The 19,639-nt window shown below is 49.4% G+C and carries 20 protein-coding genes; 1 reads left to right on the top strand and 19 read right to left on the bottom strand.

What is annotated here, in order from left to right:
• Nucleotides 1-7: 7 nt before the first annotated feature.
• The gene (gene bioF, locus FG11_RS01745; protein WP_047532750.1) at nucleotides 8-1,174 is read right to left on the bottom strand and encodes an 8-amino-7-oxononanoate synthase; all 1,167 of its coding nucleotides are present in this window, start codon (nucleotides 1,172-1,174) and stop codon (nucleotides 8-10) included.
• Between the two features lies 1 nt (nucleotide 1,175).
• Complete coding sequence (gene bioB / locus FG11_RS01740; RefSeq protein ID WP_020183915.1) at nucleotides 1,176-2,210, bottom strand: biotin synthase BioB; 1,035 nt, start codon at nucleotides 2,208-2,210, stop codon at nucleotides 1,176-1,178.
• A 131-nt stretch (nucleotides 2,211-2,341) separates the two neighbouring features.
• Between bioB and FG11_RS01735 the strand changes: the two genes are divergently transcribed.
• Nucleotides 2,342-2,989 (top strand): ComF family protein, encoded by a 648-nt coding sequence (locus tag FG11_RS01735; protein WP_235276322.1) that lies wholly within the window; start codon nucleotides 2,342-2,344, stop codon nucleotides 2,987-2,989.
• Between the two features lie 13 nt (nucleotides 2,990-3,002).
• On the opposite strand, the gene FG11_RS01730 is transcribed toward FG11_RS01735, so the two are convergent.
• From FG11_RS01730 to FG11_RS01650, 17 genes are all read right to left on the bottom strand, one after another.
• Nucleotides 3,003-4,223, bottom strand: coding sequence for a tetratricopeptide repeat protein (locus tag FG11_RS01730; RefSeq protein WP_047532748.1), 1,221 nt, complete (start codon nucleotides 4,221-4,223; stop codon nucleotides 3,003-3,005).
• A gap of 27 nt (nucleotides 4,224-4,250) precedes the next feature.
• Nucleotides 4,251-5,147, bottom strand: a complete 897-nt coding sequence (locus tag FG11_RS01725; protein WP_047532747.1) for an ExeA family protein — start codon at nucleotides 5,145-5,147, stop codon at nucleotides 4,251-4,253.
• A gap of 2 nt (nucleotides 5,148-5,149) precedes the next feature.
• Complete coding sequence (locus tag FG11_RS01720) at nucleotides 5,150-6,886, bottom strand: secretin N-terminal domain-containing protein (RefSeq protein WP_235276321.1); 1,737 nt, start codon at nucleotides 6,884-6,886, stop codon at nucleotides 5,150-5,152.
• On the bottom strand, nucleotides 6,883-7,362 hold the full coding sequence (locus FG11_RS01715; RefSeq protein ID WP_152604031.1) for a hypothetical protein: 480 nt from the start codon (nucleotides 7,360-7,362) through the stop codon (nucleotides 6,883-6,885). Before FG11_RS01715 ends, FG11_RS01720 begins: the two co-directional genes overlap by 4 nt.
• Nucleotides 7,347-8,021 carry a type II secretion system protein GspM gene (gspM, locus tag FG11_RS01710; protein WP_160277116.1) on the bottom strand — a complete coding sequence of 225 codons (675 nt, stop codon included), beginning with the start codon at nucleotides 8,019-8,021 and terminating at the stop codon, nucleotides 7,347-7,349. Before gspM ends, FG11_RS01715 begins: the two co-directional genes overlap by 16 nt.
• A 5-nt stretch (nucleotides 8,022-8,026) precedes the next feature.
• Nucleotides 8,027-8,764, bottom strand: coding sequence for a PilN domain-containing protein (locus FG11_RS01705; RefSeq protein WP_047532745.1), 738 nt, complete (start codon nucleotides 8,762-8,764; stop codon nucleotides 8,027-8,029).
• Nucleotides 8,761-9,675 (bottom strand): type IV pilus biogenesis protein PilM, encoded by a 915-nt coding sequence (gene pilM, locus FG11_RS01700; protein WP_020183907.1) that lies wholly within the window; start codon nucleotides 9,673-9,675, stop codon nucleotides 8,761-8,763. Before pilM ends, FG11_RS01705 begins: the two co-directional genes overlap by 4 nt.
• 19 nt (nucleotides 9,676-9,694) lie before the next feature.
• Nucleotides 9,695-12,679: a DUF6701 domain-containing protein gene (locus tag FG11_RS13165; RefSeq protein WP_052184897.1), complete on the bottom strand. Its 2,985-nt coding sequence runs from the start codon at nucleotides 12,677-12,679 to the stop codon at nucleotides 9,695-9,697.
• 106 nt (nucleotides 12,680-12,785) lie between these two features.
• A complete protein-coding gene (locus FG11_RS01690; RefSeq protein ID WP_088177887.1) occupies nucleotides 12,786-13,346 on the bottom strand; it encodes a hypothetical protein in 561 nt (186 codons plus the stop codon).
• Nucleotides 13,343-14,173: a type II secretion system protein gene (locus FG11_RS01685; RefSeq protein ID WP_052184896.1), complete on the bottom strand. Its 831-nt coding sequence runs from the start codon at nucleotides 14,171-14,173 to the stop codon at nucleotides 13,343-13,345. Before FG11_RS01685 ends, FG11_RS01690 begins: the two co-directional genes overlap by 4 nt.
• Nucleotides 14,157-14,765 carry a type IV pilus modification PilV family protein gene (locus FG11_RS01680; protein WP_047532744.1) on the bottom strand — a complete coding sequence of 203 codons (609 nt, stop codon included), beginning with the start codon at nucleotides 14,763-14,765 and terminating at the stop codon, nucleotides 14,157-14,159. The genes FG11_RS01685 and FG11_RS01680 overlap by 17 nt, the downstream gene beginning before the upstream one ends.
• The gene (locus tag FG11_RS01675; RefSeq protein ID WP_047532743.1) at nucleotides 14,755-15,225 is read right to left on the bottom strand and encodes a pilus assembly FimT family protein; all 471 of its coding nucleotides are present in this window, start codon (nucleotides 15,223-15,225) and stop codon (nucleotides 14,755-14,757) included. Before FG11_RS01675 ends, FG11_RS01680 begins: the two co-directional genes overlap by 11 nt.
• A gap of 21 nt (nucleotides 15,226-15,246) precedes the next feature.
• Nucleotides 15,247-15,693, bottom strand: coding sequence for a prepilin-type N-terminal cleavage/methylation domain-containing protein (locus FG11_RS01670; RefSeq protein ID WP_020183901.1), 447 nt, complete (start codon nucleotides 15,691-15,693; stop codon nucleotides 15,247-15,249).
• A 60-nt stretch (nucleotides 15,694-15,753) separates the two neighbouring features.
• Nucleotides 15,754-16,299 carry a type II secretion system protein gene (locus FG11_RS01665; RefSeq protein ID WP_047532742.1) on the bottom strand — a complete coding sequence of 182 codons (546 nt, stop codon included), beginning with the start codon at nucleotides 16,297-16,299 and terminating at the stop codon, nucleotides 15,754-15,756.
• Between the two features lie 61 nt (nucleotides 16,300-16,360).
• Entirely contained in the window at nucleotides 16,361-16,648 is a 288-nt protein-coding gene (locus FG11_RS01660) for a hypothetical protein (RefSeq protein ID WP_047532741.1), read from the bottom strand.
• Between the two features lies 1 nt (nucleotide 16,649).
• Nucleotides 16,650-17,876: a type II secretion system F family protein gene (locus tag FG11_RS01655; protein ID WP_020183898.1), complete on the bottom strand. Its 1,227-nt coding sequence runs from the start codon at nucleotides 17,874-17,876 to the stop codon at nucleotides 16,650-16,652.
• 5 nt (nucleotides 17,877-17,881) lie between these two features.
• On the bottom strand, nucleotides 17,882-19,600 hold the full coding sequence (locus FG11_RS01650; RefSeq protein ID WP_020183897.1) for a GspE/PulE family protein: 1,719 nt from the start codon (nucleotides 19,598-19,600) through the stop codon (nucleotides 17,882-17,884).
• Between the last annotated feature and the right edge of the window lie 39 nt (nucleotides 19,601-19,639).

Here is a 19,639-nt window from a genome sequence, read left to right as displayed (position 1 = left end):
AGAAAGTTCATGCTACTTGCACCACAGCTTCTGCTTGGTTGATAGTGTCCGCCAAGCGTATGACGTCTTCGACACGATGCGCTGCCGATAGCGAGATACGCAAGCGTGATGTATTCACTGGCACAGTTGGCTGGCGAATGGCTGGCACCAAAATACCTTGTGCTTGCAAGTGTTCACTCAGCGCCAACGTTTCGTAATTATTGCCGACCAGCAAAGGTTGTACGGCTGTGATGGAGGGCATGAGCTGCCAGCGTGATACCTGCAAATGCTGCTTGAGGGTAGCAATGAGGGTTTGCAAGTGGTTGCGTAGCGCATCGCCTTGCGCAATCAAATCAACAGAGGCAAGCAGCGTGGCCGACAATGCTGGCGGCGCAGGTGTGGAGTACACATAACTGTTGGCTTTTTGAATCAAATAATCCACCACCACTTGCTCACCCGCAACAAATGCACCAGCCACACCAGCAGCTTTACCTAAGGTGGCCATCATAATCAAGCGCGGTGACTTTAAACCTAAATGGTTCAGTGACCCCTGCCCATGCTGACCCAGCACACCAAAGCCGTGCGCGTCATCTACATATAAATAGGCATCGTAACGTTCACATAAAGCTAGATATTCTGCCAAAGGCGCAATATCCCCGTCCATGCTAAAGACTGCATCGACTGCTATCAGCTTATGCTTGGCAGTGCTCGCTTTCAATAATATTTCTAGTGCTTGTACATCGTTGTGTGGAAAGCGTTTGAAATCAGCCAAAGAGTAATAACCGCCATCATTTAAACAGGCATGGTTAAGCTTATCGGCAAAAATCGCATCTTCGCGGCCTGCTAACGCACCCAGTACGCCAATATTGGCCATATAGCCGGTAGAAAATAGTAACGCGGCAGGCATTTCTACAAATTGGGCAAGACGTTTTTCCAGCTTATCGTGATAACGATGATGGCCGGTAATCAAGTTAGAGGCACCGCTACCGACACCGGATAAACCAGCTGCTTCTTGCATGGCAGCAATGAGCTTGGGATGATTGGCTAAACCAAGATAATCGTTGCTGCAAAACGATAAAAATGCCTGATTATTTGCAACGATGTGCTCTGCTTGTGGCGAATCCAGCAAGCGGCGCTGACGCATCAGGCCATCTACTTTGCGCTTATCTAACTCCTGTTGTAGAGCCTGTAACATACTAGATTGGGTGAATGCCTAATTTGGCAAATAGCTTCTTATCCGTTTCCGCTTCCGGATTGCCTGTGGTCAACAATTTCTCACCGTAGAAAATACTGTTCGCACCGGCAATAAAGCACAAGGCTTGAATGCCCTCGTGCATGCTTTGACGACCTGCTGACAAACGCACAAAACTCTGTGGCATGGTGATACGTGCAGCAGCAATAGTACGTACAAATTCCAACGGGTCTAGCTCTTCTGTACCATGCAATGGCGTACCTTCTACTTGCGTGAGCAGATTAATTGGCACGCTTTCCGGCGGACGCTCCATATTGGCCAATTGTGCCAACAAGCCAGCGCGTTGGTTGCGTGACTCACCCATACCAATAATGCCGCCACAACATACGTTGATGTCCACACTACGCACGCGGTCTAGCGTTTCTAAACGGTCTTGATAGGTGCGCGTGGTAATCACATCGCCATAAAATTCAGGGGCGGTATCTAAGTTGTGGTTGTAATAATCCAAGCCCGCATCTTTTAACTGTTCCGCCTGCCCCTCTTTCAGCATGCCTAAGGTCGCGCAGGTTTCTAAACCCATGGCTTTAACCTCAGAAATCATCTTCAACACTGGCTCTAAATCACGTTGTTTTGGACCACGCCATGCTGCGCCCATACAAAAGCGGCTGGCACCATTGTCTTTGGCTGCTTGTGCTGCGGCTAACACGTCATCTAACTTCATTAGCGGCTCATTTTCTACATCTGTATGGTAGCGTGCCGCTTGTGGACAGTAACCGCAATCTTCACTACAGCCACCAGTTTTGATAGAAAGTAATGTGCTGACTTGTACAGCATTTGGATCAAAGTGTTCACGGTGTACGGTTTGTGCGCGATGGATTAAATCACTGAATGGCAACTCAAAGAGTGCCACAATCTCATCGACCGACCAGCGATTCACTGAGTAGCCGTGGTCTGTATGGCAACTTTGTCCTTTACCTTGGGTAAGTGCATCTGTGTTTATAATAGCGGTGGGTGGCGTGACTGATGATGTGTCTAACATGGCATCCCTTTACACGTAGTTATTTGAATAGATGCCGAATTATATGCTGTTAAGGCTTAACCAAGCAAACATTAAACAACTGTTTAAAAATTAATCATATGTTCAATATTAAGCCATTTTTCAACCAACTCATGCAGCCCACATGCATATTATGCGAGGCCAAAGCGCATCACACACTCGGCATCTGTGCAGATTGTTGGCAAGATTTGCCATGGCAAGCACTGAGTGGTTGCCCACAATGCGGACTGCCTGCTGCTGGCAACACCTGTGGCAGTTGCTTAACTGATCCGCCTTTCTTTGATGCCACGCATGCGCTCTTTGAGTATGCATACCCGATCAACGCATTATTACAAGCACTCAAGTATCAACATGCATTGCATTTGGCGCGGCTATTTGCAGCCATCAGCTTAAAACACGTGAGTACTAGCGATGTTGATTGTGTGTTACCGATGCCAATGCACCCAGCGAGAATACAGCAACGCGGATTCAACCAATCATTAGAACTGGCCAAACGTATCACCAAGTTGTTGCATAAACCATTGGCAACGCATCACTGTCAGCGCATTAGAAATACACCGCCACAAGCCAGCCTGCCGCTAAAAAGTAGAGTCAGCAACATCAAAGCTGCGTTTACCTGTGATGATTATTTTGTGGGTAAGCATGTAGCGATTGTGGATGATGTCATGACTTCCGGCGCCAGCTTAAACGAGCTAGCCAAAACACTGAAAGCCGCTGGTGCGGCTAAAGTGACTTGTTGGGTAATGGCGAGAACTTATTGAGCCAACAGTTGCGCTATTGCACTTGCTTGAGGCGTTGCGACACAAACAACGCCAGCTCAGGACTGAGCTGGCTGGCTTGTGCCTGTTGATAAGCTTGCTTAGCCTCTGCTGCACGCCCTTCGGCCTGCAACGATACCGCCATGCCAATCAGCCAAGCAGGTGTAGTAGCGCCACGGCTCAAGGCCTGCTGATAACGTGTAATGGCTTGCGCATGCTGCCCTGTTTTTTGTAGCACCACCGCCATTAAGGCGTAATAAGCGTCTGGTTGTTGCACATAGGCGCTATGCGTCTCCAATGTATGCAATGCATCTTCCACCAAACCCGCATCCAATTGTAAGCGTGCCAACGTTTGTGCATAGCTGCCATGGTTGGGCGCTTGGTTAGAGGTCAGTTGCAATCCGCTTTTTAATACCTGCATGGCTTGGTCTAACCGTTTGTTATCGACCAACAAACCCACCAAAGTCTGGCGCGCATCTTCATGCTGAGGATATAACTCCAGCGCACTCACTAGTTGATCTTGTGCCTCGGCCACACGCCCTTGTTGCAAATAGCTAATGGCTTGCTGATAAGCATGGGCTGATTTTTGCTCAGCAGTCATGGATTTATTCACCACCGATTTAGACTCTATGGCGTTAGGCGTAGTTTGTTTAGGCAAAGGCATTGTATTGGCAATGGCCACCTGCGCACGCGCTGCAGGCTGCACCACTTCAGATTGTACTGTGCTAGGCTGTACCGCAGGTGCCGCCACATCTAAGACAGATGCACCATGGGCATTAGCAGCCACCACGGTCTTGGATAATGCTGTTGCTTGTGTGACCTGATTGGATTGGGCTGCTGCTAGTGCACCGCTTTGTTGTGACAGATGCAATGTCTTTTCCAAGCTTGGCGTAAAACTCACTGTGGCTTCTACCACGTCTTCAGTGATTTCGGCAGATGTTGGTACAGGCGCAGCGGCAACAGGAGGCATCATATTGGCATTGGCCTCCGTAATCATGCCGGCGTTACTTGGTAAATCCAGTGTTGCATGTGTAGACAGCATACGTTGCGACAACAGTTGCACGCCATAGACGCCGCCGATACATAAGGCCCCGAGCACTGCATATTGCAGCACCCTGTTTTTACGTGGTACCGCTACTGCATGCACTGGATGTGCCATCTGCGTCAGTACACTAGGCGCATCCGAAGAGGCCTTGCGCTGCTCTAACTCTTGTAGCATTTGATTGATTAAGCTCATATTGTCCGCCTTATCGCACTTAGATAATTAGTGAGATAAAAATAACGTGGCACGCGCAACACCCATGGCAAGCCACCATTTAAAGATTGAATAAGACCAGCCATGTTGTGCACGCACACTGGCATGTGTATCTAATACGGCATCGCGCATTTCGCGCACGGTCACCTCGCGCAAGCCTTTGCCATAGGCAGACAACAATGCTTTATGTGCCAAAATATTGACCAATCTGGGGATACCCGCAGAATGTTGGTGTAGTAAGCGCAAGCTGGCCGGTGTGAACACACGCCAGCCGTTATAGCCAGCAATATGCATACGGTGATTGAGGTAAAAACTCAGCTCATGCCATTGCAAAGCACCCAAGCGATACTCAAAGCTAATGCGTTGACGCAATTGGCGAATCGAAGGCTGATCTAACTTTTCTTCCAGCTCGGGCTGGCCAAAAATCACCACCTGTAATAATTTGCGTTTCTCGGTTTCTAAATTACTCAACAAACGCAAAGCTTCTAGCGTTTCAATCGGCATGGCTTGCACTTCATCCAAACACACCACTACTTGTTTGTCTTCGTTGGCCAATGCCATTAATCGTTGAGACAATGCGTCTAGTAACTCATGGTGGCTTAAGCGTGCAGGCAAGCTCAACCCAAGTTCGGACGCCAGCGCCATCAACAATGCTTGTGGGTCTAAATAAGGATTGGGGATAAATGCTGTTTTAAAGCCATCACCCAAGCTTTTGAGTAACTTGCGGCATAGCAAGGTTTTACCAGTGCCAACTTCGCCAGTAATTTTGATAAAGCCTTCACCCGAACTAATCGCAATCAGCAGCGTATTCAATGCTTCTTGATAGCTTTGCGTGGCGTAATAAAAGCTGGTGTCCGGCGTCAACTTGAACGGGAATTCTTTCAGACCAAAATGCGCGAGGTACATAATTAGCTACCTCCAGCTTTGGCTTGTCCGTATTGTTGTTGGCGCATACCTTCTAAACGTTGTTGTGCGCTGAGCATGTCTTCTGACCAGCTCTCATTGCCTTGCACTACGGTCGATTTCAGTAAAATCACCAACTCAGATTTACTGGATTGCTCGCTATGCTGGCGGAAGGCTTTGCCTATGCCTTTGACATCGCCCAAACCAGGCACTTTTGATCCGGTTTTGGTATTGCTCTCTGTCATCAGGCCGCCAATCGCAATCACGTTACCATCACGGGTGCGCACAATACTGTCGGTCTCATTCACGCTGCTGGAAGGCAGTGGCAAGTTAAACTGATTAGACGTGCCGCCTAAGGTAAATTGTTTGGTCACGGTCGTCACTTGGCTAATGGATGGATGCATATGCAAGATGATGTTGTCATCTTTATCAATTTGCGGCGTTACATCTAACGAGATGCCAGAGAAGAATGGTTGCAAAGTGACTTCCGGAATCGTAGTCGTTGCGCCCACAGAGGCTGTGGTGCTTTGTCTCACGCCAGTAATATAGAACTCATCCGTACCTACTTTAAGCACGGCTTTTTGGTTATTGATGGTGGCAATTCTTGGGCTAGAGAGCACTTCTACATCGCCTTGTGTTTCTAAAAATTGCATCAGCGCAGCAAAATTAGCGCCTTGTAATGCCACGGCAAACAAAGGCCCACCAATCGCAGTGGTAGCAGCATTCGCCAAAACGCCATTCAAATCTGCACCTAACGAGCCAGAGACTTGCGGGCCATTGCCATTGGTATTGACCACGCTGTTGTTGTTGATATTACCTACCAACGCCCGGCTGCTGCCACGGCTCCCTAATACAGACCAGTTCACACCGCTTTGAGAATCTGAATTGAGGCCTACGCGCAAGATCTTGGCTTCTAAAATCACTTGGCGCTCAATGTTTACTTGCATCAAGCGCAAGAAAGATTCGACGTTACGGATTTCCTTAGGCATGGCACGTACCATGATGACGCCAGACTGCAAGTTGACCACTACTTTGCGACCCGCTTCTGATCCGACAATGCCGTTTAAAGACAAGCCTAAATCCGTCCAAAAATCGTTACTGGTATTAGTGGAAATACTGCTGGAAATCAGCGCCACTTGATTGGTTTGACCTGGTGTAGAGGTCGTAGCCGTGGATGGATTTTGTGACGCTGTGTTGCTATTGGATGCGCCCAATGAGCCAGAAGTCACTTGTGTATCAGACGAACCTTTACGTTGGCCTACAATATAATTGACCTGAAACACGCGTGTTTGCAGTGTTTGCGGCTCAATCATAATGCGTGTGCCGTCTACTTTATATTCATAGCCATATAAATCACGTAAGGCATCTAACGCTTCAAATACGGTCACATCTTTTAAATTGACGGATACATTGCCAGCCATGTCTGGGTGTAGCAACATGCTGTAGCGCGTACCGCTCACGATGCCCATCAACACTTGTGCAGCGGGTGCATTGTTCACCACCAAATCAAAACGTGGCTCTAATTTTTTGGCATTGCTCTTAGGCAGCTCTACTTTGAGCGGTGGCAATAACGCTTCATTCACCACTTCTGGCAAGGCCGCAGCAGGTTTAGCTTTAGCCGCCTCTTTTAAGGTTTGCTGCATTTTGCTATTGAGCTGCCCGTTGTTTTGTGGGGCATTGCTTGCGCAACCCACCAGCAACAACATGGCCATCACCGTGCTTAGTTTAAAATGTGTGTTCATTGCTTCACCCATAGACTTTCTGCCTGCACGCGCACTTGCGCATGAGGACGTTCCGTTAAGTTATTTCGTGTCGTGGTTTCTACCACTTCTTGAGAAGTGGCTTTGGTGCTGTTTCGCATTGGTAGCTTGGCGGGCTGTGCGGATGCACTGCGCTTTTGAATGGCGTAATCCATCACTAGCACTTTGGTCTTGCCATCTTTTGCACGCAACACCGCTTCGTTAGCGCTTAACCGTATCAATGTCCAATCCTCATAGCTACCGCCCAACATCACAGTTTGTCCATTGATCATGGCAAACTTGGCACTAGAGCCTAAGGTAATGGATTGCAACATTGGTGGTGGCGCCACAGTTGGCAAACGCTCCGCCGACACCAAGCCAGACTGTGGGGGTGGCATGGTAGGGTCACGCAACACCTCAGCCATCAGCGTGGATGTAAATAGGCCAAGCCCAATCAAACCCATTAGATACTTAGCCATGTGGCATCCAAACTCAGTGTATACACTGTGATCGTGAGTTCATTCTCAGGGTAAGTTTTTGCTACCAGCACGGCTTTATCCCACAACACTTGTGCAGACATGGCTTGCAAGGCTTGCGCATAACGCATCAATTCCATGTAGTTACTTGCCAAGGTCATGGTGATGGCATGGCGATAAATGAGTGGCTGACCGCTATGCGTCTGTGTGGCTTCGGCATCTTGTGCCGTGATTGGTTGAGCAGTTAAGAAGTTTTCCGGTGGCAGCGTTTTCATGTCAATCAACCGCAAGCCGGCGTGATGCTCAATCAAATCTTTGAGTAAGCTAGGCATTTGTGCCGGGCTCACCAAGGTATCTTGCAAAGCAGACATTTCTGTTTGTTGCGCATGAATCTTGGCATTGAGTTGTGCAATTTTTTGCGTATTACTTTCATCCACACTCATGACCGGGTGCTCTGATAGCGTAGCCACTTGCTGTGCTATATCCGCCAATTGCGCACTGGATTGCGCCATTTCTGTTTGCATTTGTTGTTGCTGGCGCTGAACTGGGCTCATCAACAAACTGCTGAGCACGGCATACACCAGCGCCAATCCGGCAAAAAACACCATCCAACGTTCGCGTGCGTTTAACGCAGCAAACTTGGTAGAAACTGTCTGCAGCATGGCGTTCAAGACTTCACCTCGTTTGGTGTAGGCGCTACTGCTTCCAGTGTTGCTGGTAAGGATGCAGCAGAGATAGGTAGGATTTCTTTCGCTTGTAACTCAAACTCGACAAATGCACTGGGTACCGGCGCTGCGGCAGGTGTAGATGCAGCGCTTGTGGACGCTACAGCAGGTGCAGGGTTAGCGGCTTGTTCTGTTGGTTGCTGAATACGTAATCCGCTGAATGCTTGGCCGGCAAATACAGCTTGACGCCCAAGTTGATGCATATAATCAGGCAATAAGGACGCATCTAAACTGCGCCCACGCAAAGACACCGCATGATGCGTTTGATCGATACTAAAGCCGGTGAGCCATAGCCCATCTGTGCTTTGGCGCGCCAGCCCTAACATATAGTTAGCCAAACCCTTGTCTTGTGAGGGCTTGCCTTGCTGCATCACCTGCAATATTTGCGTTTGCATGCGGTGTTTTTCCTCTAACGATTGTAACGTTGCAACCAAGGCCTGATTTGGCGCTTTTGGCGCTCTCGCGGCATTCATTGCTTCCAAAGTGGCTTGCTGTTGTTGCAGCTGGCCCACCAACTGATCTCTTGACGTTTTGAGTGTGTGTACCTGTTGTGCGGTATAGCCATACCACCCCAATATCAGCAAACCCAATGCGCCGTATACGCTTACTATATTAAGCGTTGTCAAATAATCCTTTTGCTTGATAAGAGCTGGATTTATGAGGTTAATCTGTTGACTCATGCTGCTACCTCCTCACGCAATGCCGCGCCTATGGTGTGTAACACCAAAGCCTGTTTGGTCAATCCGTCGACAGCAACACCAGATGCAAAGTCCACAACATCTTCCAATTCAAAGCTGGCTACCTGTGTATACAACGCACTTTTCAAATGCTGTAACAAAGCATCGCGGTCTTCGCAAGGCGCGACCAGTAACTTATTCACCGTAATGAATGGAAACTGGCGGTCAAAATTATCCAGCGAGCGTTGCAGCTCTAAGGCAATGCGCTCATACGCACCGGCACTGCGTTCTTCTTCAATCTCAATAAAACGGGTGTGGTAAAGCTCTCCGCCCGATGTAAAAGTGAGTAAGCCGCCATCGCGCCCAAAGCTCAGCATGGCCAATCCACGGTCTTTCTCTTCCAATAACGCGGCAATATTACGTTGCGCGGCCACCCGCACATCTATTGCCTGTAGATGAATATCGGCATCGGCAAAGGTGTTGTATAACTGACTCACCAATGCATTTTTAGCGACCATGGCATACACATAGTCTTGCTTATTGGGGTAAGCCGGATCTTGCGGAATCTTCATATAATCCAACGTGGCTTGCTCAACTGGGTAATCCACCATGTCTTTGATCTTCCAGCGCAATGCTTCCTTACGTTCTTGTTCCGGTACGTTGGGCGATTCCACTTGCAGCAATTGGTAATCTTTGGCGTTGAGCACAAAGCTGCAACGTGCATGTTTGAGTTTGTACTTTTTGGCAAGGGCGATTGCGTCTTTGGTTTCACGCGCATTGCTGGGCTCAATATGCGCAAAATTCACCAGCGGCTTTTCGCCCGTGCGTCGCATCACTTGCACAATCGTCGTCACCTCTCCGGTGGTACGAATAGCGGTCCATGCCTGCTGCTTCTGTTGTTTAAACCATTGCATATCGTTGCCTTTTCAAACTCTAAAAATTCTCACGTAAATAAATCACCGGGCTTTTATAAATACCAAATGTGGCACGGGCCGTTGGGTTGACGTTACCAAACCAAGGGGTTGCCGCAGAAATTGCCGAGCTTTCTACAGCGCCATTACAGGTTTGGCCAGTAGCCGTATTCAGATTTGCTTTCAACTCCACACTGCCGCTATTGCCAGCACCCGGCTTGCTTAAACGTAAATTGGCCTTGCCATTACTCATACTGCCTGCACCGCTTAATTGGGTTTCACACGGATTGAGATTGACGCGGTAGTTGCGCATTTCCAAACTGGTTGCGGGCACAGCGCTACAGCTATCATCTTGATTACGCTGGTAGGCCAAACCAGTCCAATACTGCGCTTCCACAGGCACCGTTAAGGGCAGTAATTCAGAGCCATAGCTATTGGCTATAAATAAGCGTCCAAAACGGAATGGGCTAGCCGGCGCCACAGCCGTGACTGGCATGGTCACGCCATCAGCATCGATAGGTGCAGCACTGATGGTGATATTGGTTGGTGCAGTTGCAGCGGTGGGTCTGCCCACAATATGTTTGGCTACTACACTGGCCACGCCACCAGCCCAACTACCAATAGGCGCGTTAGCACTACCACTCAGCGCACTGCCAGATGGCAATGTAGCGGCAGTAAAATTAAAGTTTAACCAACTATTCACACCCAACTTGGCATAAGTGCCAGTGTAATTTTGCGTGGTGGTGTTGGTCACAGTATGTGCAGTCAACGTAAAGCCTGTGCCGAGTCCGTCTTGTCCAAAATAGGTGAAGCTCGTGCCACAAGCAGGGGTTGCTGCTGGCAAAGTCACCGCAAAATGATCTGGGATAAATCGTCCAAAATAAGATGTGTTGGCGGTATTACCAAAGCTACAGCCCACTTTGCTGCCACTGCTGTTAAAGCCGGTGGCACAATCACCATTTGTTGAATCTACCGAGGTAAACGTATTATCAAATACGCCATACTGGGACAACCTAAAATAGCCGACCTCACTGTAGGTAAATGCGCTGCCGGTGGCGGTGCCTGTATTGCCGTTGACTGTACTAAAAGTGCCTGCAACCGTGCCATTTTGTACTGCACCAGTATGTGCAGATACTTTGCTAGTATCGATTTGTGGTATGCCGTTATAGCCCACCACCCCACTGTTTGCAGTCAAGCTAAAATTGGCACCTGCACGCACGCGTGGTGTCGCCGTTGTACTCACGCCAGTGGCATCTGCATCGGCACTACCTGTAGCCGTCAAGGTAAAGTTTGAGGGGCGCACTGCAAACTGATCTGAAGAGCAGCCGGACACAGCAACACCGGTATCGCGCACGCGGCAGCGTAATTTGCGATAGGCATTGTTTAAGACAAAATTGGCGGGCACCGTAATACGGCCACTATTGCCTGAGGTGAAGGTGACGCTCTGGCTGGCAATGGCGCCACTGTAAGCACTACATGCAGGCTGCGGCGTGACGCTGTCATCAAACAACTCTACCGTCACACCAGAGCTAGCGGTATAGGTTGTGGCTTGCGAGCCATCACTTTGCAGCGCCACCACATCAAACTTAAACCCAGTGCCTGATACTTCGGTGTAAAGTGGATTGCGAGAGGATGGGCTGCTATTGAGATTTTGATAGGTGAGACCTGTCTCCAAGCACTCAAAATTACTCACGCATGCCACATTGCTAATAGTGTATGCGCAGCTCGCTGTGTTGTTGCTGGTGTTCCAGCATTTGGTGCCATTGAGCGGAGTTGTAGTGAGCCCGTTACTGGACAACGTGAAAGTGCCAGCACCGGTGCCGGTCAAGCTGACAGTGGTAATCGGTGAGCCTGAACCAACGGTAAATGGGTCTGGATTTTCGTTAATGGTTGGTGCGGCAGGCGTAGCGCGAATACTGCCAGACAGGCTGCCGGAGCTGACAATATTAGCCGCTGGGCAAGGCACAGTGGCGGAAGTGCAGGCCAATACGGTGACATTGGTTGGGCACAAAGTGGTGCTACCGGGGTGGCGAATCTCCAAATGATCGTAAGGCGGTACAGCGGGTGATCCCACCACAAAATCATAACTAAAGGTATACGTGCCTGGTGCCGTAAAGTTGTATTGAATCCCTACACCGGTATCTTGATAAGTGGAGCTGATAGCATTGCTTAGGTTGGCCGCCTGCAAGATAGAACAATTGACACCACCGTTGACCCAAAAGCTGCTCCAAGTGTTGGCGCAATAATTAGAAAACGTCATACCGCTGCGCTCACGAAACGATTCTACAATGCTAACGCCTGCTGGAATGGCAGTACTGGAAGGACATGTAGTACCAGAAGCCGGTGGATAGGTACCTACCACCTGTTTACCATTGCTATCGGTGTAGCGTACACCACAACCGTTATCGCTCCCGCCCAGATACGTATCGACCACATGATAGTAACGCACAGGGTTGGAAGCACTCACTGCATATAGCAGTGGTATCACGATGGTGACTTCTGCCGTAATAAAATCATAGGGGTTGGTATATTTCCAAACCACACTGACTTGTGGCCCTAAAGTAATACCAAAATTGCTAGTGGCTATTTGCTGATCGCCAGCACTAGAAGGGTTTGGGGGAGACACAGCAGATATCGTAGCCGTGCTATACATACCACCGGTGGCAGCAAAGGTGGTGACATTATGATCAGGCCCATAAATGTTACCGTTTGCACGCAAGAAAATACCGTTATCTAAGTTGGTGCTGGCTGGCAGTACGGTGGGGGAATACACTTGCCCCGTATTATTTAAGCGACGCACTTGTAACTGTGTATTGTCATTGATATAGAAATGCAAACCATTGGTGGCAGAGGTGCCGCCAGTGCTATTGAATTCAACGGTAGCTGCTAACGCAGGCTGATACGCGCAAAATAACACCATCAGCAATAACCAACAGGCAGCACGCTGCACCGCCTGCGCATCGCCGGCACGCCTGTTCAGCCACTGTTGTAATCGCGTTGCTTCCAAAGTCTCATAGTCCCAATCATGGTAGATTGAGAAATTATGCTACTAGGCGGTGTAGATTAAAGCCTAAAACAAGGGGAGGTTTATGCCGTAAATCAGCTGCGCAGCCTTAGCCGCATTGGTATGCCGGGCTGGCATCGGTACCGCGGCATTTGCTCAATGTCACGATCACTTGCCGTTGGATATGACCGGCGGTTCCAACAGTACCAAAATCTGCAGTGGCCACAATATCGTACATTGCAATGGTATGGTCGGCGCCTTGCTCAAAGTAATCTGCCGAGCGTGTACATGTCACACTCACAGCAAACCCTTCCATATTCAATACTGTTGGGCTGGCCGGACAATTACCTAAACTGGCCGTACCCGGCGCCAGCACTTGAAAAGCCGCCCACTCCACCCCTGCCCTTGCCATTTGATAAGCGCGCGCACCCTGCACATCTTGTGCGGAACCCGCCTGTTGCAAAGTGCTGATATTGACTGCATATGCACCCAAGGCAGCCAATATGACCACCAAGAAAATGGCAGCGGGCAATAGAAAACCTTGTGCGTATTTTGCTGTCCGCCTAATCTGATTGAGGCGCAGGCGGGACGGCGCACCGAAGTCAGTACGTCTTGCACGGCAAGGTGCAACAACAATAGGTGTGCTTAAATCAGGATTGATGTTTTTCATGGCGAGTTCACCACATTGACTTGATGCATCAAATTCACTCTGGCCGTATCTTGTGACAGACCTAAATAAATCACCACAATACCGCTGCGTTGTAGCGCCCCCGGAATATAGCGCATCTGACAACTGGCCACATTGGCCGCAATTTGACGACCGGTTGTCAATGCATTCAGTGCGCCAATATTTGTGGGTTGCGCGCTTTGAATGGCGTATCCGCTATACATCATCAGTCGACGATTGGTCATATCGCAAGCAAACGTAGTGGCAGTAGCCACCACATAAAAACGGCTGGAAGGAGATGGCTGAGGAAAAGCCCCCCCACTGAAACTGAGCGTGCTAAGTGTGCCCGCAGTGGTCAGTGCGCGCCGGTTAGTGCCTTCGTAAGCATCTACACCCGTCACGCCTAAGTTATAAATCACCAACTGCTGCCCACCGGCAATCAGCAACGGCGTGCCCAATACATCAAAGCTATCGGCGCTTAAACTAAAATCCAGCGGATTATCACTGGCACTCGTACCAACCTCTGCGCGGTAACGTCCAGCAGCCGTCACTGGAATAAACTCTATAAAACTATCGGCGCCATTGGTAGTAGCGCGCACGCTGTTGGGCAAGGCATTGCGCATCTCACGCGACATACGGCGCAGGGCCGTATCTGCACGGTCGGTCAGATTGGCGTAATTTTCCACATCAAAATAAGCTTGGGTAGGGTTACGAATAAACGTGGCCGCACCAGCTGCCAAAATGCCTACTACCGTAATCACCACGATCATCTCGACAATGGTGAATCCTTTGGCTACAGCAGCAAAGTATGGTTTAGATGGTCGGCGCATAACGTAATCGGTAAGCCACTAGCGCCACTAACGTATTGGCTGGGCCGGTGACATTGACAGTAATTTTAAGGACAGCATCTGCAGCTAGACCAGCAAAGGGTGCTACCCCGCCAGCGCGTGCGATATTGACACTGACCGCATAGCCAGTGAGGCCTGCCAATGGTGTGTTATCCCCCGGTATGCAGATGCCCGCGCAACCACCGCCGGGCATGACAAAACCGCCATAATCGGCCACATTATCAAAAGGGTCTGCACTACTGTAACGGCTCTCTGCCGCAGGCGTGGGTGAAGTTAACGCACCACCGCCTTTGTCTTGCGAATTGGTACAATCCGCCATCGTAGTCGCTGATGCAGCATTGGCATCATCCGGATCGCACAAGGTAAACGGTTGCTGGGTAACTTCTAGCAGCAAAGATTCTGCAATGGATAAGGCTTGCTTACGCACCAACGGGTCTACGCTATCGCGATTAGTGACTTGCAATACTTTGAGTACGCCAGCCAAAGCGGCACCGACAATCACAATAAATACAATCAGCTCAATCAGCGTGACACCAGACTGACGACTTGTTGACTTGAGCAGATTAGCGGACATAACCGGTCTCTGCTTCCACCACGATGTTGCGCGGCGCCTCGCTCAAGTCAGTGGCATTTTGCAGGCTATAACTTGCACTCGCGTTGGGTACAGGGCGACCTAAGCCATCAAACGCCAACGCCGCCTGTGTTGTGCTAAGCGCAACTGTGCTCGGCAGCACTTTGCTATACGCCACTTGCGTGGATGGATCAGTGACTGCGCTACTGCAATTACTGGTATACCCCAAACATAATGTACGCGTAGTGGTATTCAAGTTAAGGTATACATATCGTCGCTGCGCCACCGCCGTTTTTTGGGCGTAACGCAAGGCCGCGAGCAATGTACCCTGCGCACCACGCGTTTCAAAGGTGGCGCTGCCGATAAACTTTGGCCCAGCCACCGCCGACACTATCCCGACAATAGTGATAACAGCAATCAGTTCAACAAGGGTAAACCCATGTTGATAGTGGCACCTGTGCATAAGCTCTCACCTAAGTGACAACTAGCAATTACCAGTCGACACTGTTACTAAGCCAGTACTACCGTTATAAGTAGCCTGACATCCAGAGCCGCCACCATTGGATGGACTAAATGTCACTGCAGTAGCTGTAGTGTAATCAGGACTAAATCCATCCAAAGACTGCAATGCATTTCCAATACCAGCTGATGCACCTGTTGGAATACCTGCAGTGGTAGGGGTAGTTCCAACGGCTACAGTGGTTACACCGTCAGCCATAGTCACTGGGCTAGTAGTAGCACCAGAGGCATAATATTTAGCTTGCACCAAAGCCACCGATGACCTGAGAGCGCCAGCGATACCATTGACTGAAGCGACTCTAGCCTCTTTACTCACATTCACAAATTTAGGCAACGCAGTCGCTGCCAAAATGCCCAATACGACAATCACTACAATTAACTCCACTAACGTAAAACCTGACTGCTTATTCATGATATTGCTCCTTAAAAATGACACTTCATTAAACATCTCATATCCACTACATTGATATTCCTAGCAACCTGTCGTCGTAATCGCACTAATCACAGGCGCGGCATTGGCGGCAGCTGGCTCTGTGTAAGTGAACTGGCAACTGGCTGGCGTGGTCGCACCTTGAATCTGAAAGGTGGCCGCTGTACCAGTCGCGGTATAGTTGTAACCATCTGCATTCAATTCCGCCAACGTTGGGTTAAAGCTTGCCGATAAGCCTGCGGCTGAAAGTAAGCCAGCCGTACCAATCGCGGTGACATCCGGATAACCGAACACCATGCGCACAATGCCTGCTTCCGTGCACAGTGTGCCCGCTGCGCCATTCAAGTTATTGGCCGTACCGCCACCCGCAGGGCAGGCAGCAGGGTCAGCAATATTGTTCTTGGCAATGACCGTGGCATGCGTCAAAGCAGAGGCTGTAGCCACAGCGCCGCGTGCCGCATTCAGTTTGGCAATGCGGGCATCGCGCTGCAGGCTGGTAAATCTAGGTAGTGCTAGCGCTGCCAACGTCGCCAAAATCACAATCACCACAATCAATTCAATCAGGGTAAAGCCACTCAGTTTTTTCATTTCACCTACTCCACTTAATAATCAAAAGTCTTAGTCATCAAAAGCCACCATCAAACGCTGCCTACAGCACTAACTTCGTTCTGCAAGCTTTATCCTTTACTGCATCCAATGCCTCAGGCTGGGTCAACTCTCCCGGTGCTACCTGTCGGTGTACCCATGCTTCTAGCGCATGCGCGCACTGCCGTTCTAAATCTGCCTGTGTATTGGCCTGTGCTATATCCGCATTGAGTGATGCGATATACACCAGCAGATAGCCCATCACGATGCACATCAACACACCGGCGGCGACATACACCCCGCGTGCTACACCCACCAAGGAATCACGCATTAAATAACTCGGTAACCGCATACTATTTATGCAAGGCTACTTTGCCTAAATCCCATACCGGCAAGAAAATACCCAAGGCCAGTATCAGTACCATCACGCCGAGGAACACGATCAAAATCGGCTCAATCTGTGCGCCTAATGTTTTTATCTCGTATTCCATATCGCGTTGATACATATCAGCAATTTCTTGCATCAGATCATCCAATGCACCAGATTCCTCGCCCACGGCAATCATCTGCAACACCAAGGGGTTAAATACCCCGGCATTATTCGCAGTACGCAAAATGCTCTCGCCGCGCTCAATACCCGCGCGCATGCCGTCCACTTTGCTGGCGATATATTCGTTATCGACCGTTTGCGCCACTAACTTTAGCGCGTTGGTAATGGGCACCCCACTTTTGCTGGCCAGCGCAAAGCTTCTGGCAAAGCGTGCCATGGTGCCTTTTTGTACAATTTTTCCAGCAATCGGGATATTGAGTTTGAAGGTGTCCCACTTAAAGCGACCTGTTGTGGTACTGATATAGCGCTTGAATAGAAATGCGATGCCCACGCTAGCTGCAATCAATATGGGCCAATAGGCCAACATGAAATTAGAAAATCCTAGCAACATGCGTGTCAGTAACGGTAGCTCGGCATGCATGCTGTCAAACACTTTGGCAAATGCCGGAATGACAACAATATTAATCACCACAATCGCCACGGCCATCGCCATCACCACAAAACTGGGGTAGCGTAGCGCCGCTTTGATTTGGCCGTGCATAAAGCGCTCAAACTCTAAGTGGTTGAATAACCGTAAGAAAATATTGTCCAGCAAGCCTGTGGTTTCCCCCACACGCACCATGCTGACGTAAAAACCGCTGAATACGGTTGGGTGTTCTGTCATGGCTGCGGACAACTCGCGCCCACCGTCTAAACTCTGTCTTAAATCCCCCACCACAGCGGCCATACGCGCGTTTTTGGTAGAGGCCTGCAAACCACCTAAGGCCTGCATAATGGGAATGCCAGCTTTCAACAAGGTGTACATTTGCCGGCTAAATAACATGATGTCTAGCGAAGTAATTTTCTCTTGAAACAAGCCCTGCTTTGCAGTTTTTGGAGCGGCAGTTTTATTGTTGGTGGCCACAATATCAATCGGCGTAATATTGCTGGTCAGCAGCAGGTTCACCATCGAATTGGTATCCGTTGCCTCCATGACGCCGTTCACTTGCGCGCCGTTGGCATCCCGTCCTTTATATGCGTATGCTGGCATTTAGTTTAGGCATCCAATTGATTATTAATACGCATGATTTCAGCCACGGTAGTACGCTGATCCAATGCAAGCTGGATAGACTGGCTACGTAAGGTTTGCCCCTGCATGCGCGCACGTGCTTGCTGAATAAACGTGTTGGTATCCTGATGATTAGCGGCTTCCACCAATTCATTGGTCATCTCTAGCAACTCATACACGCCCACGCGCCCTTGATAGCCGGTTTGATTACAATGACTACACCCTTTACCATGCACAAAGGACTGCTCCTGTGTCTGATTGCCGAGCGCCTGATGACTGAGTTCTTGCTTTAACCAAAGCTGTTCATTCGGCGTGGGCACATAAGATGATTTACAGTGATCGCACACGATGCGCACCAAGCGCTGGGCAACTACACCCAACAAAGACATGGCCACCATAAATCGTGGCGCACCCATGTCAATCAGGCGCACCGGCGCGGTGATGGCATCATTGGTATGCAAAGTAGAGAGCACTAAGTGGCCGGTCATCGCAGCACGCAAGCCAGTTTGTGCTGTGGCTTCATCACGCATCTCACCCACCAGAATAATGTCCGGGTCTTGACGTAAAGTGGTGCGCAATACACGCGGAAAATCCAAATCAATCTTTTCATTCACTTGCACTTGGTTAATGCCAGGCAACCGATATTCCACCGGGTCTTCTACCGTGATGATTTTATTGGCATGTGAATTCAGCTCATTCAGCGCTGCATATAAGGTTGTGGTTTTACCGCTGCCGGTCGGGCCAGTCACCAGCACCATGCCACTGGGTCTATGAATCAATTTTCTAAAGCGTGCCAACATATCGGCTGGCATGCCCAGTTTGTCTAGTGCAAAATTACCTGCATTTTGAATCAACAACCGCATCACTACGGATTCGCCATACTGCGTGGGCATGGTGGAAATACGAATGTCGACAGGCAAGGCTTTCACTTTGATGCCAAAACGGCCATCTTGTGGCAGGCGCTTCTCTGAGATATCTAGGCCAGACATAAGCTTAAGCCGCAACACCAGTGCGGTCGCAATTTTCATATCCGATTGTGTCTGCAGATGCATCACGCCATCGATACGGAAACGAATGTGTAGCTTGTTTTCTTGTGGTTCGATATGGATATCCGATGCACGTACTTGTACGGCATCATCAAAAATGGTTTGTAATAACTTAACAACCGGCGCTTCCTCTGCGCTATTGCTTGTGCCTAAGCTCACAAAATCTAAGGTGTTCTCGCCTAGATCTTGTTGCAGCTCCATGGCTAAATGGCTAATTTCATCAGTCAAACGATAAGTGCGGTCAATCACCTGCAGCAACATGCTTTCCTGCACCACAGCTAACTCAATTTCGTGCTTGAGTACGCGGGTCAGTTCATCGTAAGCAAATAAATCAGAGGGGTCTGCCATCCCCACAAAATAAGTACCGCCCCTGTCTTCTAACACAATGGCTCGGAACCGACGCGCCTGCGCCTCAGGCAACTTCTGCACTTCGTGTGATTTCACATTGAAATCATTTAAATCGATAAAGGGAATATTGAGTTGGCGTGCTAATGCCTCGGAAATTTGCTTTTCCGTGACAAAGCCGCTGTCTATAAATACGCGACCTAGTTTACGCCCAGTACGTTTTTGCTCGACCAGCGCAAGTTCCAGCTGCTCAGGCGACAACAAATTCTGTTGTATCAGAATTTCGCCTAATCTAATTTTTTCCGGACGCGCCATAATCCACCCAATAATTGTTCACTCTGAATTATCATAGCG

It is taken from the genome of Methylotenera sp. N17, from assembly GCF_000799155.1.
Taxonomy (GTDB): domain Bacteria; phylum Pseudomonadota; class Gammaproteobacteria; order Burkholderiales; family Methylophilaceae; genus Methylophilus.
The sequence above is the reverse complement of the archived record's forward strand: the minus strand, read 5'-3'. Positions and strand labels throughout refer to the sequence as shown.